Below are 18,304 nucleotides of genomic sequence, written 5' to 3'. Positions count from 1 at the left end.
TGTAATTTCAGTTAAATATATGTTAATCTCAACAAAAATATAAGTTCTGTGGCGGAAATACAAAAAAACGAAACTTCACCCTCTGGCAAAATCTTCGATTTGGAAATTCTGAAACGACTTTTTCAATTCATCAAGCCCTATAATTTGAAATTTTACAGCCTTGTGCTGACAATAATGCTTGGAGCTTCGTTGGCTCCAGTTTTGCCATTATTGATTCGTCAAACGATTGATGGCCCAGTTTCGGCAGGAAACTATAACGGCCTTGCCAAAATGATGGCGATAATGATTACAATTCTAATTGTTCAGTCACTTATACAATTTACAAATACTTATTTGGCAGGTTGGTTAGGACAAAATATTATTCGAGATATAAGGGTACAATTGTACCATAAAATCTTGCATTTACGCCTAAAATTCTTTGATGATACACCAATCGGGCGACTCGTAACTCGTACAATATCTGATATTGAAACTTTAGCTGACGTTTTTAGCGACGGAATAGCTGCCATTGCAGGTGATATTTTACAATTGGTTTTGATTATTTCGGTGATGTTTTATACCGATTGGAGACTTTCACTCATTAGTCTATGCACGATTCCTTTTATGTTGGTAAGTACGTATGTTTTCAAAGAAAAAGTTAAAAAATCATTCAATGAAGTACGTAATGCTGTGGCAAATCTCAATTCATTTGTGCAAGAGCATATTACTGGAATGAATATCGTTCAGATTTTTAATTCGGAAAAAATTGAATTTGATAAATTTCATCAAATCAATGTAAAGCATCGAGATGAAAATATCAAATCGATTATGTATTACTCAATTTATTACCCAGTTGCCGAAGTAATTGCGGCTTTGGGTACGGGGTTGGTTGTTTGGTTTGGGGCAAAACAAATGCTAAATGCTGAAGTAACTTATGGTACTGTTACGGCATTTATAATGTTTATTAATATTTTCTTTCGCCCAATTCGGATGATTGCTGATAGAATGAATACGCTTCAAATGGGAATTGTTAGCACTGACCGAATTTTGAAATTATTGGACAGTGAAGATTATACAACCAATGATGGTTCAAAGAAAGCAAACTTAAATGGTGAAGTAGCATTTAAGAATGTTTGGTTTGCTTATAACAACGAAAATTATGTGCTGAAAAATATTTCATTCAATGTGAAACAGGGTGAAACTGTCGCCTTTGTAGGAGCAACTGGGGCAGGAAAATCTTCGATAATTAATTTACTGTCAAGATTTTATGATATAAATAAAGGTGAAATATTGATTGATAACCATGATGTGAAAGAATACGAGTTGCGAAATTTGCGTGAACAAATTGGTGTCGTTTTGCAGGATGTATTTTTGTTCTCGGATACCATCGAAAAGAATATTACACTTGGAGATGAAAGTATTTCTAGAGAAAAAATTGTGGAAGCAGCAAAGTTGGTTGGCGTTCATGATTTCATTATGCAACTACCAAATGGCTATGATTATAACGTTCAGGAACGTGGAGCAACACTTTCGGTGGGACAACGCCAATTGATTTCGTTTGTAAGAGCAATGGTTCACGAACCTAAAATTATAGTTTTAGATGAAGCTACATCGTCGGTTGATACCGAAACCGAAGAATTGATTCAAAGTGCCATTGATAAACTGATGCGAGGACGAACCTCAATCGTAATTGCCCATCGTTTGAGCACGATTCAAAAAGCCAATAAAATCATTGTTTTGGATAAAGGACAAATCATGGAAGAAGGTAACCACGATGAGTTGCTGAAACTTGATGGGTTTTATGCTAATTTGTATCAAATGCAGTACAAAGAGATGTTTGTTTAGGATTAAATGTTCATTACTTTTGGTAAAAGAACATTAATCTAGCATATATGAAATCCATTATCTACACATTTTTAAGCATTTTTTTGATTATAACTGACTTATTTGCACAAAATTGGCAAGTGAGTTCTCCAAATACTAAAATTCGAGCTACAATTCAAAGAATTGAAGGTGACGGAAGTCTAAGGTATTTTGTTGAGTACATCGAAAATAGCCAAACGCAAACAATTGTTGAAACATCAAAATTAGGCTTATCACGAATTGACCAGACTTTTTCGGATGGTTTTGTTTTTGAAAATTTGAGCAATGTTTCGATTGATGAAAATTATTCGATGTTGATTGGTAAACAGCTACAACTTCACAATAATGCCAATGAAATTACCCTAAATTTTCATAATGCTGATAATCATAAACTTCAGATTATTTTTAGAGTTTATAATGATGGCGTTGCATTTCGATACCGATTTCCTGAAACATCAAATAGCACTTTTTATGTAACTGAAGATAAAACTACTTTTCAGTTGCCGATAACTGATGGTAAATCTTGGGTGCAAGGATATGATAATTTTCGACCAGTTTACGAAAAATTGTATCAAAATGGGGTAGGAATGAATCAATCTCTGTCACAATTCAATGGCTTGGCTTTTCCGAGCCTTTTTCAAACCCAAAATGCTTGGATTCTTCTAACAGAAGCAGATTTGGATGACAATTTTTATGCTTCTCATCTAGCTCAATATCAAGGAAACGGCACTTATTCATTGGCTGCTCCGAGTAGCGATGATGGCAATGGATACCAATATTTTGCAAACTCAACTTTACCGTGGACAATGCCGTGGCGTGTAATTATGATTGGTAAGCAATTAAGCGAAATTGTTGAATCTAACTTAGTAAATCATGTAAGCAAAGCGTCGCAAATTATCAATCCTTCTTGGGTTTTACCAGGAGTTTCAACTTGGAGTTGGTGGTCGAGTCTTGATAGTCCAACTGATTTTGTTAAAATGAAATCGTTTATTGATTTTGCTGCTGACTTTAATTTACCTTATTCTTTGGTTGATGCCAACTGGAATTTGATGGGAAATGGCGGAAATATCAATGATTTGATTAATTATGCTACAACTAAAAATGTGAAACTTTGGTTGTGGTACAATTCAGGTGGGCCATCAAATGATTTTAATGAACAACCCCGAGATTTAATGAATACACAAGCGATTCGTCGGCAAGAATTTGCTCGTATCAAAGCGTTGGGAATTAAGGGTGTAAAAATAGATTACTTCCAGAGTGATAAACAAGAACTAATAAAACTTTACATTGATATTCTGAAAGATGCGGCTGATTATGAATTGATGGTCAATTTTCATGGTTGTATTGTGCCGAAGGGTTGGTCTCGAACATATCCAAATCTGGTTGCTATGGAAGCAGTAAAAGGTTCGGAAGCTTATATTTTTGATGGTGATAATTTCCGACCAAATGTTCCAGCTCATCATACTATTTTGCCATTTACAAGAAATGTTATTGGCCCGATGGATTTCACACCAACCATCATTGGAAATGGGAGGGGAGTGGAGCATCTAACAACCGATGTCCACGAAATAGCTTTGTTAAATACGTTTGAATCGGGTGTTACGCACCTTGTTGACAGGGTTCAAAGCTATACTGGATTGCCAGTTTTAGCTAAAACAATCATTACTAATCTTCCAACAACTTGGGATGAAACCCATTTGGTTGAGGGTTTTCCAGGTACACATGTCGTAATGGCTCGTAGAAAAGGGGAGAATTGGTATATTTCAGGCATTAATGGTGAAAATCAGATTAGAAATCTTTCATTTTCATTGCCATTTGTTGCTTCAGGAGATTATACCAAACAATTATTGAGCGATGGCGTAACCCCACAAGATATAAATACTTCTGAAATAGCTTTTCTCATTCAATCTGGAAATATGATTTCACAAACCATGCAGCCTTATGGCGGTTTTTTGATGGTTTTAAAAAGAGCAGTTTGTCAAACTACTTTCAATTTTACAAACTCTATCAATACAACCTTAAAATATGAAGCATCTGAAAGTATTCAGGCAAGCAATACCATTACCATTCCTGCAAAAGTAACTTTTGATGCAGGAAAATCAATTATTTTACTTCCAGGATTTAATGTGCAGAACGGCTCAGTTTTTAAGGCGTACATTGATGGATGTGGGAATTTTTGATTTGCCTCTAGTTTTTATTTGATTTTTATGTAGAATAATTTGCTTCATTGTTGGTAAATTTTGAATTTTAATTCTTCATCCTAACAAACTATTTTGAACATGAAAAGATTACTCCTTTTTTTAACAGTTTTTGTTTACCAAGTAGGCTTCGCACAAAGCAATAATAACCGAGTTTCATCGGGAATTGAACGTAAAAATGCATTCAAAAAACAGGTCGAGTTAATAAAAAAAACGCCTTATAAAAATCTAAATTGGCGATTACTTGGCCCTGATAATACCAGCGGAAGAAGTACCGATGTTTGGGGAATTGAAGGTAATAAAAACATTATTTACGCAAGTTTTGCTACTGGTGGTTTTTGGAAAACCGAAGATGCTGGCAAAACGTGGCATTCATTAATGGACAAAGAAGGTACACAAGCAATCGGGAATTTTGCCATTTCAAAATCGAATCCAAATATAATTTATGTTGGTACTGGTGAAGCAAATATCTTTCGAGCTTCTTTGCCTGGTTTAGGAATGTATAAATCGACTGATGCTGGCAAAACGTGGCAACATCTTGGCCTCGAAAATACAAGTACAATCGCTCGTGTGGTTGTTCATCCAACCAATCCAAATATTGTCTATGTAGCGGCAAGTGGCAACGAATGGAGCTATAACGCAGAGAGAGGTGTTTATAAAACAATAGACGGTGGTAAAACGTGGCAGAAAGTATTATATCAAAATGAAAAAACGGGTTGTATAGATTTATTGATTGACCCTTTAGAACCTAATACGCTTTATGCTTCGATGTGGAATCGGATTCGTAAACGTTGGAGTGACCCAATTCCTGAGGATGGAGATTATATTTATAAATCAATTGATGCAGGGAAAACTTGGAAAATTATCAATAATGGTTTGCCTGATACAAAAAATACTGGTAGAATTGGCTTGGCAATGTGTGCTTCAAAGCCAAATATTTTGTATGCTTATGTTGATAATCATACGCCAAAAAGACAAGGAAACGAAGGAGAATTAGATTCTTATGGCCGCCCGAAAGAATTGGTTATTTTAGGAGCAGAAGTTTATAAAAGCACAGATAAAGGCGAGTCATGGATAAAAATGAGTGAAAATGACAAGCAAATGGAAAGTTTTGGCGGAACTTATGGTTGGGTTTTTAGTCAAATCAGGGTTGACCCAAACAACGAAAATAAAATATTTATTATGGGTTTGAATATTGCAGAATCGGAAGATGGTGGTAAAACTTGGAAAAATATACCTGGCGGAAACTCACCCGATACCCGAATTCATGGTGATAATCATGGAATGTGGATTGACCCTTCGGATTCCAATTACATATTAAATGCTAATGATGGTGGCGTAGTTGTAACTTATGATGGGGGAAAAACTTGGAAAAACTTTTTTAAGGAAATTCCGACTACTCAATTCTATAATGTAACATACGATATGGCTACACCTTTTAATATACATGGTTCAGTTCAAGATGAGGGTTCGATGGGGGCAAATGTATCGTGGCAACCTTGGAATAACATTGTTGACAAAAAGAATGGCTGGCATTTTGTGCCTGGTGGAGAAGGGAGCATCATTGCAATTGACCCGACTAATCCCAATATTACTTATTCAAGTGCATTTTATGGAAGAATCCAACGAGGCGATTTATCAAAAGAGGGAAAAGAGCGGATTAAAAATATCACGATTAAAAAAGCAAACGACGAAGATAGCCATAGAGGAGAATGGTTGGCATATACCCATATTTCCAATTTTGATAATAAAACAATATATCATGGCATGCAGTATTTATTCAAATCTACTGATATGGGCGAAACTTGGCAACGCATCAGTCCAGATTTAAGTACTAATGACAAAAATTGTATGGGGAAATTGCCTTACGCTGTTGCTCATCAGGCTATTACAGCTCTTGCCGAATCACCTTTTAAGCAAGGAGTTTTATACATTGGTACCGATGATGGAAACGTTCAGGTAACAACTGATGATGGTAAAAGTTGGACAAAAATTATGAAAGGTTTGCCATCCAATGTACATGTTTCTAGGCTCGAAGCTTCCAAAATTCAGGATGGAACTGTTTATATTACTTTGAGCGACCGTAGAGAAGATAACATCAAACCATATATTTACAAATCTACAGATTTTGGAAAAAATTGGATTAGTATGGCAGGTGATTTGCCATTTTCGCCAGTAAATGTTATTCGTGAAGACCCTAAAAATACTTCAATTCTCTATTGTGGAACTGACTTAGGAATTTGCATTTCAAAAAATGCTGGTAAAAACTGGTCTTCTATACAAGCGAATTTGCCTAGTAGCGTGTCGGTGCAAGATTTATTTGTCCATCCACGAGACAACAAAATGGTCATTGCAACTTATGGAAGAGGAGTTTGGGTTTTAGAAGATTTAACATTGCTTCAACGTTAGAAAACAATTTACTAAGCACAAAAAAAAGCCCTCGACCAAACGGGGGCTTTTGTGCTAATTATATATATTTGATATAATTATGCTAATTTCACATTAACTGCGTTCAAACCTCTTTTTCCTTCTTGGACGTCGAAAGTAACTTCATCATCCTGACGGATTTGGTCTTTTAATTCAGACACATGAACGAATACTTCTTGGTTTGAGCCATTTACTTTGATAAAACCAAATCCTTTGGTTTCATTGAAAAACTTTACTGTTCCGTTAGACATTTTGTAATTTGTATTAGTACTTTAAAAGCACAAATGTAACTAAATTAATTTGTAATCAAACATTAATTATCTTTTTCTGCTATTTTGATACAAAATAAGTTAGAATATATTGATTTAGTGGTTTATTTTGTAGAAAAGCTGGTTTTAAATATTTTCAGAATCAGCTATTTGATACAATTTTGACTTATACTTTATCAAATTAATGTTAGTCTAAAAATAGATTTTGAAGCAAAAAAGCTGTAATCAAAAACTATGCTAAGATATTTTTTTTAGAAAAATGACGCATTATTTTGTTGAAAAATAATCAAGCGTATCTAAATAACAATTTTGAAATAAATATTTACGTTGAAAATTTGGAAAATAGGTTAAAAAAGTATGTTTTTTATTGTTTTTAATTTATTGACCAATAAAATAGTTTAAAAACCGACATTCAAACAAAATTCTTTGTTTTTTGGCACACAGTTTGGGTTAATAGTTAATGACTTTACCTTTAAATAGTCTATTAATCATGAATACTCATTTACTTTTCATTTCACTTGCCAATTATAAAAAGACAATTTTGCTTTTTATCTTTCTTTTTTTTACCTACGCTTTTGTTTTTGGACAGAATGAATCGCTACATTTTCAGGAAGGATTTGCAAAAGTCACAACTCAAGGCAAATTTGGCTTTATAAATCAAACTGGTAAAATTGAGGTTCCGTGTGTTTATGATTACGTAAACGATTTTAAGAATGGTTTTGCGGTAGTTAGAGAAGGAAAAAAATATGGAATTATCCGCAAAGATGGTTCTACATTGGTGGCTTGTAAATATGATATGTGTGAGTCTTTTTCGGATGGAATGGCATTGGTAAAAGAAGGTTCAAAATTTGGTTTTATTAATGAAGTTGGGGAAGAAATGATTTCACCAAAATATCAATTTGCGATGGGCTTTAATGAAGGTTTGGCGGTTGTGATAGTTAATGGAAAAAATGGATACATAAATAAGAAAGGTGAACAAATAATTACTCCTGAATATGATTTTTCATTACCTTTTTCTGGCGGATTAGCGGTTGTAATGAAAGATGGAAAATATGGTTACGTTGATAAACTTGGCAAAGAAGTAATTGCTCTAAAATACGCAATGGCGAGTGCTTTTGAAGAAGATTTAGCAGCTGTAAAAATTGGTGAGAAATATGGTGTTATCAATAAAGCAGGCAAACTTGTTGTTGCAGCCAAATATGATGATATTCAAGGATTTAATGATGGGTTGGCGATTGTTTCACGAGAAGAAAAATACGGTATTATTAATCAAAATGGCAAAGAATTAATCATTCCGCAATTTGATATGCTCGACTCTTTTACAAGTGGAGTTGCTATGTTTAAACAAGGAAGTAGATTAGGTTATATTTATAAAACTGGAAAAGAACTTTCAACTTCTAGCGAAAAACAAAGTAAATTGATTTTGGCTTCCAAATAAAGTTTTCGCTAGAAAACAAACAAAAAACCTGTCATATAAGACAGGTTTTTTGTTTATCCTTTCATTTCTTCTATCATTCTTAAATACAATTTCTCCACTTTTTTTCTTGCCCAATCGGTTTTTCTGAGAAATTTTAAACTTGATTTGATAGTTGGATTATTGGAAAAACAATTGATATTTATATGATAGGCCAATTGGTCCCAACCATAATAATCGTGTAATTCTTTCACAATTCTTTCAAGTGTGATGCCATGAAGTGGGTTATTTACTTGCTCTTGACTCATCTTTTTACTTTTTCTTTTTTCCCTTTTTACGTTTTTCTTCCATTTTTTCAGCCTCAGCCAACAATGCTTTTATATCATAATTTGTTGTGTCTTTTGAAAAATCAATGGTTTCTGTATATTCATTTTTGTCAATTTCTAGCACACGAATGGCTTTTCCCATGAAACCTTCAATTTCTGCCAAAATAGGTTTTTCTTCCGTGGCACAAAACGAAACCGCCAAGCCCTTTTGCGTTCCTCTACCAGTTCGACCAACTCGATGAACATAGTTTTCTGGAACATCAGGTAAATCATAATTTACTACATAATCTACATTTGCAATATCAATTCCTCTAGCACTTACATCAGTTGCAATCAATATTTTTACGTCGCCAGCTCGAAACTTAGTCATCACTTCCAATCTATCAAGCTGTTCTTTGTCACCATGAATGGTTTCACTCGCAATTCCGACACGTTCCATAGCAGCTTTTACACGTTCTGCACGCACTTTTGTACGGACAAAAACCAAAATTTTACTTTCAGGATTTTCATTTATTACTCTTTCCAAGAAAAAACGTTTGTCGTCCATTTCCACAAAAACTACCGAATGCGTAATGTTTTTAGCAACTGGGTCTTTAGGCGAAACTTGAATTCTGATAGGATTTCTGACCAAAGAATAAGCAACTTTTTTGATTTGCTCATTGATAGTTGCCGAGAAAAAAAGTGTTTGGTGTTGTTTCGGAAGAAACTTTTTTACATCCTGAATGTCTTTTATAAAACCCAAATCCAGCATGTGGTCGGCTTCATCAAGTACTAATATTTCTACGCCTGTTATTTTTAGGTGTTTTTGATAAATCAAATCAAACATTCGTCCAGGAGTTGCAATCAAAATATCAATTCCTTTTTCAATTTTATCAACTTGGGGAGTTTGGTCAACACCACCAAAAAGGCATAATGACTCAACTTTTGTGCCTTTACCAAGCTTCTGAAATACTTCGGTTATCTGAATAGCCAACTCACGGGTTGGCACCATGACGATACATTTTAGTCCTTCTTGATACCTCACCGAATATTTCATTTCTTGCAAAATACTGATAATCGGTATGGCAAATGCAGCAGTTTTTCCAGTTCCTGTTTGAGCAATAGCCAATACATCTTCTCCTTTCAAAATTGGCGGAATTGATTTAAACTGAATATCAGTTGGACGTTTAAAGCCTAAATTTGTTAAATTTTGCTTGATTTCGTTTGAAATACTATAATCGTCAAATTTCATCGTTTGCCACGTTTATCATATCCTTTGCCAATGCCTCTAAAATTACTCGCCAATTTACCTTGAGAGTTTAATTTTGGTACTTTAGCGGCTTTAGCTTTATCTTTTTTCTCCGAAATACTCACCTCAAGTGTTCTTCCCATTAACTCGCTTCCATTGAGTTCAAAAATTGCTTTACGGACATCATCTTCATTAGGCATTTCCACAAATCCAAAGCCTTTATTTTGGCGTGTAGATTTACTTTTGACAATTTTGGCAGAAGTAACCTCACCAAATTTCTCAAAAAGTTCTTTTAATTCTTTTTCCTTTAACTTAAAAGGAAGACTTCCTACAAAAATATCCATTGTTTGTTTCTTAATTTTTTACAAAAGTACGGAATTTTATATCAAATTTTGGAATTGAGGCAAATTGGGCGAAAAACCATGCAAAAAATAACTTTAATTTGTTATTCTTCATAAAACTTAATACCATTTTGGGCAAGAAATGATTTGATAATATCGACATGAATGCAATGCCCTACATGTAAAAACGGCTGATTATTGACTTTGATAACTTTTCCATTAACATTATGCTCGGCATCTCTCATATCAAAGCCCAAATGAAGTGCGTTGGTTTTGCTTTGCATACCGCAAATCAAACCATTTTTATCAAAAAGCGGCCCGCCACTTTGCCCTCGCAAACCAGGAGTGCTGAGTTCTACGCCAAAAAGTGTTCCATTTTCAACCAAATGCCTTGTTAACATTCCATCAATCGGAAACCTTGGTGTACCAATAATTCCATCGTTTGTCCATTCAATTTCATCAGAATGCTCATTGTATTTGAAATTTGTAAATTCTGGAAATGGATAGCCCAAACGGCACAATGATTTTCCTTGCTTTAGCTGAGAACCATCTTTCAAAAATCGTGCGTAAGATTGATAAAGTGGTTGTTGGAATTGTTCGAAAACGATGATGGCTAAGTCAAATTTAGGGTGATTTATCCAGCGAAATCTTACATTTGGGTCGGCGGTACAGTCCAAAAAGCGTTCGTTCAACTCAATCATTGTTTCTGAACCATAATTATATTTTAGTTCAAGCTCTTTTAGTGCTTTTTGGTACTGATTGTCTTTAATTAAAGTTGCTTTTTCTCGACGAAAATTTGCATAATTTTGGTTAATATTAGTTCGATTACCAATTAAATCAATCACGTGTTTACAGGTGATTGCACACGAAAATTCGTTTACAAAAAACATTGTCGCAGCACCTGGTGAAACAATTTTTTCGTTATAATTTCTAGAAATAAACTGAATTGGTCGAGTAAAACGACCTACATCTTCAATAGCATCAACAAACATAAAGTGAATTTTATGATAAATTTTCTCAAAAGAATGGTAAACAAGCTGAGACTTTAATTTTAATTACAGTGCTAAAAGTCCATAGTCTCGCAGCGAAATGACTGGTTTATTGTACCAAAAAAGCTCAAAATCCTCTAAGCCAGCAGCTTCATAATTATTTTTGATTTCTTGAAGTGTATAAACTTTTTCATTTTTGGTTGATATTTTATCCAAAATATCAACCAGCCAGTCTCCTTGAATTTGGTTAAGTTTGAGATTAAAAACTTCTTTTTTGTCGTGAAAAACTAGGTTTGCGTGAGTAAAACTTTGTCCTTTTTTGGTAGAATTTGAGTAGTTGACCAGTGGTTTTTTTCCTAACCAAACTATTTTTGAGCTTGGTTTTAAAATAAAATCCTCTTCTTCTAAAAGTGCGTTTTCAATATAATTTTTAGGAACTTTAGTGCGTGGAATTTTGAAGTCGAACCATTCTTGCAGCGGATAATCGAAGCATATTCCGTGCATAAAATTGAGTAGAGATTTCTTCAAACCATAGCTAAACGCCTCATGGTTAGCTCCTTTTGGGTCTATATGTACAATGTCGTTGTTGGCAAAAGTTCCGATGTTGTTATTTTCTTTCAAAACACCAAATTGTTCGGGATAAAGGCCAACAGGACTATGAGCGGTCATGGCAAATTGATGCCAAAAACCTGATTGTAAAGTGCCAATTTCAAACATTTGACGCACCATTTCTAGCGAATCAACGGTTTCTTGTGCTGTTTGAGTTGGAAAACCATACATCAAATATGCGTGAACCATGATGCCTGCCTCAGTGAAATTTCGTGTAACTTGTGCTACTTGAGCAACCGTGACGCCTTTTTGAATCAATTCTAACAATCGGTCTGAGGCAACTTCAAGCCCTCCCGAAACGGCAATACAGCCCGAAGCTCTGAGTAGTAAACATAAATCTCGACTGAAACTTTTTTCAAATCGAATATTAGTCCACCAAGTTACGGTCAATTTTCGGCGTATAATTTCCAGAGCTAAAGCCCGCATCAATGCTGGTGGAGCTGCTTCGTCCACAAAATGAAAACCATTTTCGCCAGTTTGTGCAATCATTTCTTCCATGCGATTGCAGAGCAAATTAGCGGCAATTGGTTCGTAAATTTTGATATAATCTAGAGAAATATCGCAAAAAGTACATTTTCCCCAATAACAGCCATGAGCCATCGTGAGTTTATTCCATCGTCCATCACTCCACATTCGGTGCATTGGATTGACAATTTCAATAACAGAAATATATTTATCCAATAATAAATCGCTGTAATCGGGTGTTCCAACCTCAGACTGTTTGTAGTCTTTGGTCAAACTATTATTGATGTAAGCTACCTTGTTGTCAATTAAAGTGAAAGTACGTTTTAGTTGTTCAACGGTACGATTTCCTTCAATGTGTTGAACTAAGTTTTCAATGGGAGCTTCACCATCATCGAGTGTAATAAAATCAAAAAACTCAAAAACACGAACATCAGAAAGGGAGCGGAGTTCGGTATTAGCAAAACCTCCTCCCATGGCAACTTTTACATGAGGGAAGTATTTCTTTATCCATTGCCCGATTCGAAAAGCACTGTATAAATTGCCTGGAAAAGGCACAGAAATCGCCACCATTTTAGGAGAAACTTCTTGCATTCTTTTTTCAAGAATAGATATCAAAAGTTTATCAATGTAAGAATATTCTTGTTGTAATATGCTGTACAATTCGTCAAAACTGTTGGCCGAACGCCCCAATCGTTCGGCATATCTACTAAATCCGAAATTAGGGTCAACGCATTCCATGATTAAATCTGAAATATCTTCTAGGAAAAGAGTGGCCAAATGTTTTGCTTTATCTTGCATTCCCATTGAGCCAAAAGCCCAATCAAGGTCGTCAAGTTGTGCAAAGCGAGAAGCTTCAGGTAAGAAATTGTCTTGACAGATAACGAGTGATAAAGTTGGATTTTTGCCTTGTAAAAACAATATTACTGCATCAATTGTCTGAATGTAATCGTCTTGCAAAGCAATGATTCGTTGTGAATTTTCAGAAAAAACTGCCTCTTTTTTATTGATAAATTCAAATAAATCTTTTAAACCTGATTGAGAAAACAATGCCAAAATTACTTCAATACCTAAATCAGCATGATAACAAGTAATGTTTTTTGTATTCAGAAAACCTTTGATATAGGCAGTAGCTGGATACGGAGTATTCAGTTGTGTAAATGGGGGAGTTAGGGCAAAAACTGTCTTGTTCAAGTTTTTATTGATTAATGCTATTTCCAAGTATTTGAAATCATTTCTGTCCACCATTGACTGATTTTATCATTGGCTTGAATGCGGGAATCTCCCCAATAAACTTCAGATTTTGGCAAAGCCCACATAGGTTGAGCATCCCAATTTTGGTTGATATAGGCAACAACTTTTATTGTTTGTTTATTTTTTTCGATGAATTCAAAGAAAGGTTTGTACCATTCGTTCCAAATTTGAAGGGGGGTAAGTTTTACAAGATTTTCTCCACTCGTTCCGTCCCAAAAGGGGCTAATATTTTTGCGGTAAAGACCACTTAAATTATATCCTTGAGGAGCAGCTTCACAAATCATGGCAGGTTTATTTTTGCTATTAGCGAAATAAATCATTTCATTTGCGAGACTTCTTTGGCTACGTTTATAGTTAATATTGGTGCTATTGGTGTATTTGGGGGAAATTTTTGTTCCTGACAAAAACCACGAAAGACCACAAAAATCGACATATTTATCGCCTGGATACCAATCTCCAAGATTCTCGATTTTATTTTCCATAATATCATCAATCGGTGAAGTGCAAGCTTGCCAAATAGAAACCCAGTTTTTGGGCGTTTTGTTTTTTTCATAATTTACCCTCAAAAGGTCATGGATTCGCTGAAAAGCAACAATATATCTACGACGGTCGTTGTAAGCTTTATTCCATTGCCCATCAAATTCGTAACCGATTCTTAAATAAAACTTTACTTTTGGGTAAGTCTTCAAAAAATCGGCTAATTCATTAATTTTTGAGTCGTAAACTCCGTCAACTAATTTGGTAAGTTCAACTTCGTTGTTCATCGAAATGCCGATTGCCATATCAAACGGAACATTTTTTCCGTATCGTTTTAGGCAAACATCATCCAAAATGTTTTTTACACAATTAGAACCAGCTCCATTATCAATAGAAGATTTAAGCCCATTTAATTTAAAGATATCAATGTATTGAGTAAAACCAACTGGAAGAGGAAAACTGCGATAAGTCAGACAGTCATCATTTTTTTCGATGTGAAAATAATCATAGATTGCTGCTTCATCTTGCCCAATAAAAAGACTTTGTGCATTGCTTTTTAAATGAAAAAGAAGAGTAATGATACTCAAAAATAATATTTTCTTGTGAGGCATTTTAGTTTTGGGCTATTATTTTGGTTCATTAAACTAATATTTAAGCATAGAAATTAGCCAAGGTATTAGCAAATTTCTATGCTTAAAGTCAATAACTATTTGATATAACGAAAATCTTGTCCCGCTTCTAAACTTAATAAGATTTCGTAATACATATCAATACAAGCTTGAATATCGTCTTTGTGGCACATTTCTACGGTAGTGTGCATATATTTTTGTGGCAATGAAATCAATGCCGATGCAACTCCCTCCGATGAATATGCAAACGAATCTGTATCAGTTCCAGTTGAACGACTGGCTGCCGCTCTTTGGAATGGAATAGCTTTTTCTGTGGCTACATCAATCATAAAATTCAATAGATTGTTTTGTACCGCTGGGCCATAAGTCAAAACTGGACCACGTCCACAAGCCAAATCTCCGTCTGTTTTTTTATTATACATCGGCGACTGTGTGTCATGGATGACATCACAACAAATTGCTAAATCTGGTTTCAATCGACGAGAAATCATTTCTGCTCCACGCAAGCCAATTTCTTCTTGAACTGCATTTACAACATAAAGTGTAAACGGCAAAGTAACGTTGTTTTCTTTGAGTCTGCGAGCAACTTCCGCAATAATATAACCTCCGATACGGTTATCTAAAGCACGTCCAACATAAAATTTGCTATTGAGTTCCATCAACGTATCTTCAAATGTAATCACACAACCAACGTGTATTCCCATTTCTTCAACTTCTGATTTTTTTGCTGCACCAACGTCAATAAAAATATTTTTTAAAGTTGGTTTTTCTTCGGTTGCTGCTTCACGAACGTGAATGGCTGGCCATCCAAAAATACCTTTAACAATGCCTTTTTTTGTATGAATATTCACTCTTTTTGAAGGAGCAATTTGATGGTCAGAACCACCATTGCGACGTACATAAATGTAGCCATCTTCAGTAATATAATTGACAAACCAAGAAATTTCGTCTGAATGAGCTTCAATGACAACTTTATAAGGCTGTCCTGGATTGATAACCCCAACGGCCGTTCCGTAAACATCAACTATTTGCTCGTCAATATAAGGTTTAATATAGTCCAACCATATTTGCTGTCCTGGTGCTTCAAAACCTGTTGGAGATGCATTATTAAGGTACTTGTAAAGAAATTCAATGTTTTTTTCTGCCATTTTCCTATCTATTTTCTATAATTATTGTATTAATCTATTTTTCTTCAAAAGTAAACTTATGAGACGAAAAAACCTTGTTTTTTTTGAAAAACTGAAAGAATTCAAATGTCTTAAAATTATAAAAGCATCGCTCAAATTGGCGATGCTTTTCATAAATAATAAACCCTAACCCTAAACTATGAAAAAAATTTTCTACTTATTTTTGATAATGTGATTGGTTCTTTTCTTGAAAAATTACTCAACGTTACTAATTCATACTGACTGCTGATATATCCAAAATTTTAAATTCTGTACGTCGATTAGCTTGGTGTTGTGATTCTGTACAATTTGTGCTGTCGTCGCAGTTATTCAACAATTCACTTTCTCCATAACCTTTTGCTTCAATTCTTTTTGTATTGATGCCACGAGCGGCCAAATAATCAAGTACTGCTCTTGCTCTATTATCTGATAATTTTGCGTTATAAGCATCGCTCGAACGGCTATCTGTATGCGAACGTACTTCTATACGGATTTCAGGATACTTTTTCAATAAAGGCACTAATTTCGCTTCTAATTCTTTTGCTGCATCGGGTCTGATGAAAAACTGACCATAATCGTAATAAATATTATCTAACCTAAAAATATCTCCTTGACCAACCAAACCTAAGTTTTGCTCAACGGTTTTAGGCCCTTTTTTCGATTGTTTTACTTTTCCTAAATTTTCAGTATTAACAGCGTAACGTTCTTTTCTTGCCGAAACCGAATATTCTCCTTCTTTTTTTGGTTGAAACTCGTATTTTCCGTCTTCTCCTGTAATAATTTTTTCTTGTGACCCATCTTTGTCATTTTGAAGTGTAACAGTCGCTCCTTGAATCGGTCTTTGATTAACTTCTGCAACAATCGTACCCTTAATAATTGGTGCTTTAGATTTTTCTAAATAAATGGTTATTGACGTTCTATTTTTAAGAGAAGAAGCAAAAGTGCCATAAGAAACACCATTTGACTCATAACCTTCTTTTAAAGCTTTAAACTCAAAATCAGTGCCAGTTTCCAGACAAACAGTTATTTTTCCATCCGAACCTGTTACGAATAATTCTTTATTTTCGCCATTTTTCAACATTCTGACATCAACACTTTCTAATGGTTTTTTGCTTTCTGCATCATAAACCAAAATGTTTAATTGGCGGCAACCATGACGGAACGAATAAAGATTGTCATCGCCGTAGCCACGTTTGCGATTTGAACTAAAATAACCGCTCGAACGAGTGCCGTTTGTGATAAATCCAAAATCATCTTTTTCGGAATTAATTGGAGCTCCCAAATTTTTAATATCACTTATCGGAATTGCTTCTCTCATTTCAACATAGAAAACATCTAATCCGCCCAATCCTTCGTGGCCATCTGATGAAAAATACAAATTACCAAATTCATCCATATAAGGAAACATTTCGTTGCCTTCAGTGTTAATTTCTCGACCTAAATTTACAGGTGAACTCCACTGTCCTTCACGGTACTCAACTACATAAATATCAGTTCCACCAAAACCGCCAGGCATATCCGATACAAAATATAATTTGGTATCATCAGGCGAAAGTGCAGGATGTCCGCATGAATAATTATCACTATTGAAAGGCAGTTCACTAACGTTGCCCCAATATTTTCCATTTTCCGAAGCCATGTAGAGTTTGAGTTTATTGATTCCGTCAGAACTTGTGCGGCTTCGGCCTTTACTATAATTATTTCTGGTGAAAATTAATTTCTTATAATCTTTGAAAAATGTAACAGGCCCTTCATGATATTTACTATTGAGAGTTTTACTGAATTGCTCAATTTTTGAGAGCGGTTTGTCATTTTCTTCTGCTATTACTGCTTCTAACTTTTCAGATGAACTGAAAGTTGCGTTTCCACCACCTAAACCGCTTGTTACTTGTTTCATCGCAACGATGTTGTCTTTGCGTAATTCAGCCGTATCAGGAAACATAAATAAATCAAGAAAAGGTGTTTGGTTTTGCATGAAAACTCGCTTAATTGCTCCACCTTCTTCTCTTGCTGAAACGAACACCAAACCATTTTTGTAAAACATTGGACTAAAGTCCGATTGACGAGAGTTTAGAGCATATAAATAATCAACTTTGTAAGTTGCCGAATCCTGATAAAAGTGGCTATTATCCATGTATGCCACCGTAAATTTTCGCCCCCGCATGTCGGTTGTTTGCTCTTGACCGTAGCGGCTATACATTTTTTGAGATTCTTTATATTTTCCGTTATTGGCGAGTGCTTGTGCAAAGTATAGAAAAATTTCACTGTCAACTTCTTTACTATAACGCTCAATCAATTCGGCATAAGTTCGTTCGGCATTTTGTGTATCTTGTACTTTTCTGTAGCTGTATCCAAGCTTTGTTAAAGCTTCTTTCATTTCGGGAGTTCCCGTTTTAGCAGTGCGTAGATAATCTTCGTAATTACGAATAGCTTCGATATAGCTCATGTTATCAAAACTGCGATTGGCAGCCTTTAATTTTCCACTTTGAGCGTAAGTTTGTTGGGCAATCAGGAAAAGCAATGCCAACAATCCAATATTGTATTTTTTCATGGATGAAGCACTTATAATGTTTAACATATTATGGGTGTTATGTAAAATATTTTGGGTCTTACATTATAATTGTCAAAACTCGTGCCAAATAAAATTCGCTTGTTTTAAGGAAGGGTAGGAAA

The 18,304-nt window shown here is 34.8% G+C and carries 13 protein-coding genes; 4 read left to right on the top strand and 9 right to left on the bottom strand.

The window, feature by feature from the left end; translation table 11 throughout:
• Positions 1-48 precede the first annotated feature (48 nt).
• The 3 genes from MJQ71_RS18505 to MJQ71_RS18495 all read left to right on the top strand — a co-directional run bounded on the left by MJQ71_RS18505 (position 49) and on the right by MJQ71_RS18495 (position 6,449).
• Positions 49-1,824 (top strand): ABC transporter ATP-binding protein, encoded by a 1,776-nt coding sequence (locus MJQ71_RS18505; RefSeq protein WP_238808402.1) that lies wholly within the window; start codon positions 49-51, stop codon positions 1,822-1,824.
• A 47-nt stretch (positions 1,825-1,871) separates the two neighbouring features.
• Positions 1,872-4,022, top strand: coding sequence for a glycoside hydrolase family 97 protein (locus MJQ71_RS18500; RefSeq protein WP_238808401.1), 2,151 nt, complete (start codon positions 1,872-1,874; stop codon positions 4,020-4,022).
• Positions 4,023-4,121: 99 nt separating this feature from the next.
• The gene (locus MJQ71_RS18495; RefSeq protein WP_238808400.1) at positions 4,122-6,449 is read left to right on the top strand and encodes a WD40/YVTN/BNR-like repeat-containing protein; all 2,328 of its coding nucleotides are present in this window, start codon (positions 4,122-4,124) and stop codon (positions 6,447-6,449) included.
• Positions 6,450-6,526: 77 nt separating this feature from the next.
• Here MJQ71_RS18495 and MJQ71_RS18490 read toward each other — a convergent pair whose 3' ends face one another.
• Positions 6,527-6,718 carry a cold-shock protein gene (locus MJQ71_RS18490; protein WP_238808399.1) on the bottom strand — a complete coding sequence of 64 codons (192 nt, stop codon included), beginning with the start codon at positions 6,716-6,718 and terminating at the stop codon, positions 6,527-6,529.
• Positions 6,719-7,226: 508 nt separating this feature from the next.
• Here MJQ71_RS18490 and MJQ71_RS18485 point away from each other — a divergent pair.
• Complete coding sequence (locus MJQ71_RS18485) at positions 7,227-8,174, top strand: WG repeat-containing protein (protein ID WP_238808398.1); 948 nt, start codon at positions 7,227-7,229, stop codon at positions 8,172-8,174.
• Between the two features lie 53 nt (positions 8,175-8,227).
• Here the strand turns inward: MJQ71_RS18485 and MJQ71_RS18480 are convergent, their stop codons facing one another.
• From MJQ71_RS18480 to MJQ71_RS18445, 8 genes are all read right to left on the bottom strand, one after another.
• A complete protein-coding gene (locus tag MJQ71_RS18480) occupies positions 8,228-8,458 on the bottom strand; it encodes a VF530 family protein (protein WP_238808397.1) in 231 nt (76 codons plus the stop codon).
• 4 nt (positions 8,459-8,462) lie between these two features.
• On the bottom strand, positions 8,463-9,707 hold the full coding sequence (locus tag MJQ71_RS18475) for a DEAD/DEAH box helicase (protein WP_238808395.1): 1,245 nt from the start codon (positions 9,705-9,707) through the stop codon (positions 8,463-8,465).
• Entirely contained in the window at positions 9,704-10,048 is a 345-nt protein-coding gene (locus tag MJQ71_RS18470) for an RNA recognition motif domain-containing protein (protein ID WP_238808392.1), read from the bottom strand. Before MJQ71_RS18470 ends, MJQ71_RS18475 begins: the two co-directional genes overlap by 4 nt.
• A gap of 101 nt (positions 10,049-10,149) precedes the next feature.
• Positions 10,150-11,037, bottom strand: a complete 888-nt coding sequence (locus MJQ71_RS18465; RefSeq protein ID WP_238808390.1) for a S1 family serine peptidase — start codon at positions 11,035-11,037, stop codon at positions 10,150-10,152.
• 63 nt (positions 11,038-11,100) lie between these two features.
• Positions 11,101-13,299 carry a B12-binding domain-containing radical SAM protein gene (locus MJQ71_RS18460; RefSeq protein ID WP_238808388.1) on the bottom strand — a complete coding sequence of 733 codons (2,199 nt, stop codon included), beginning with the start codon at positions 13,297-13,299 and terminating at the stop codon, positions 11,101-11,103.
• Between the two features lie 17 nt (positions 13,300-13,316).
• Positions 13,317-14,447, bottom strand: coding sequence for a glycoside hydrolase family 26 protein (locus tag MJQ71_RS18455; RefSeq protein WP_238808386.1), 1,131 nt, complete (start codon positions 14,445-14,447; stop codon positions 13,317-13,319).
• Positions 14,448-14,542: 95 nt separating this feature from the next.
• Entirely contained in the window at positions 14,543-15,613 is a 1,071-nt protein-coding gene (locus MJQ71_RS18450) for a M42 family metallopeptidase (protein ID WP_238808384.1), read from the bottom strand.
• 247 nt (positions 15,614-15,860) lie between these two features.
• Positions 15,861-18,182, bottom strand: coding sequence for an OmpA family protein (locus tag MJQ71_RS18445; protein WP_238808382.1), 2,322 nt, complete (start codon positions 18,180-18,182; stop codon positions 15,861-15,863).
• Between the last annotated feature and the right edge of the window lie 122 nt (positions 18,183-18,304).

It is taken from the genome of Emticicia aquatica (assembly GCF_923079645.1).
In the GTDB taxonomy this organism is placed as follows: domain Bacteria; phylum Bacteroidota; class Bacteroidia; order Cytophagales; family Spirosomataceae; genus Emticicia; species Emticicia aquatica.
The sequence above is the reverse complement of the archived record's forward strand: the minus strand, read 5'-3'. Positions and strand labels throughout refer to the sequence as shown.

Bases quoted from the DNA above. Each gene is read 5' to 3' on its own strand.
- MJQ71_RS18470 (WP_238808392.1), bottom strand. From the start codon at position 10,048: ATGGATATTTTTGTAGGAAGTCTTCCTTTTAAGTTAAAGGAAAAAGAA.
- MJQ71_RS18450 (WP_238808384.1), bottom strand. From the start codon at position 15,613: ATGGCAGAAAAAAACATTGAATTTCTTTACAAGTACCTTAATAATGCA.
- MJQ71_RS18480 (WP_238808397.1), bottom strand. From the start codon at position 8,458: ATGAGTCAAGAGCAAGTAAATAACCCACTTCATGGCATCACACTTGAA.
- MJQ71_RS18455 (WP_238808386.1), bottom strand. From the start codon at position 14,447: ATGCCTCACAAGAAAATATTATTTTTGAGTATCATTACTCTTCTTTTT.
- MJQ71_RS18465 (WP_238808390.1), bottom strand. From the start codon at position 11,037: ATGTTTGTTGATGCTATTGAAGATGTAGGTCGTTTTACTCGACCAATT.
- MJQ71_RS18490 (WP_238808399.1), bottom strand. From the start codon at position 6,718: ATGTCTAACGGAACAGTAAAGTTTTTCAATGAAACCAAAGGATTTGGT.
- MJQ71_RS18500 (WP_238808401.1), top strand. From the start codon at position 1,872: ATGAAATCCATTATCTACACATTTTTAAGCATTTTTTTGATTATAACT.
- MJQ71_RS18475 (WP_238808395.1), bottom strand. From the start codon at position 9,707: ATGAAATTTGACGATTATAGTATTTCAAACGAAATCAAGCAAAATTTA.
- MJQ71_RS18485 (WP_238808398.1), top strand. From the start codon at position 7,227: ATGAATACTCATTTACTTTTCATTTCACTTGCCAATTATAAAAAGACA.
- MJQ71_RS18445 (WP_238808382.1), bottom strand. From the start codon at position 18,182: ATGAAAAAATACAATATTGGATTGTTGGCATTGCTTTTCCTGATTGCC.
- MJQ71_RS18495 (WP_238808400.1), top strand. From the start codon at position 4,122: ATGAAAAGATTACTCCTTTTTTTAACAGTTTTTGTTTACCAAGTAGGC.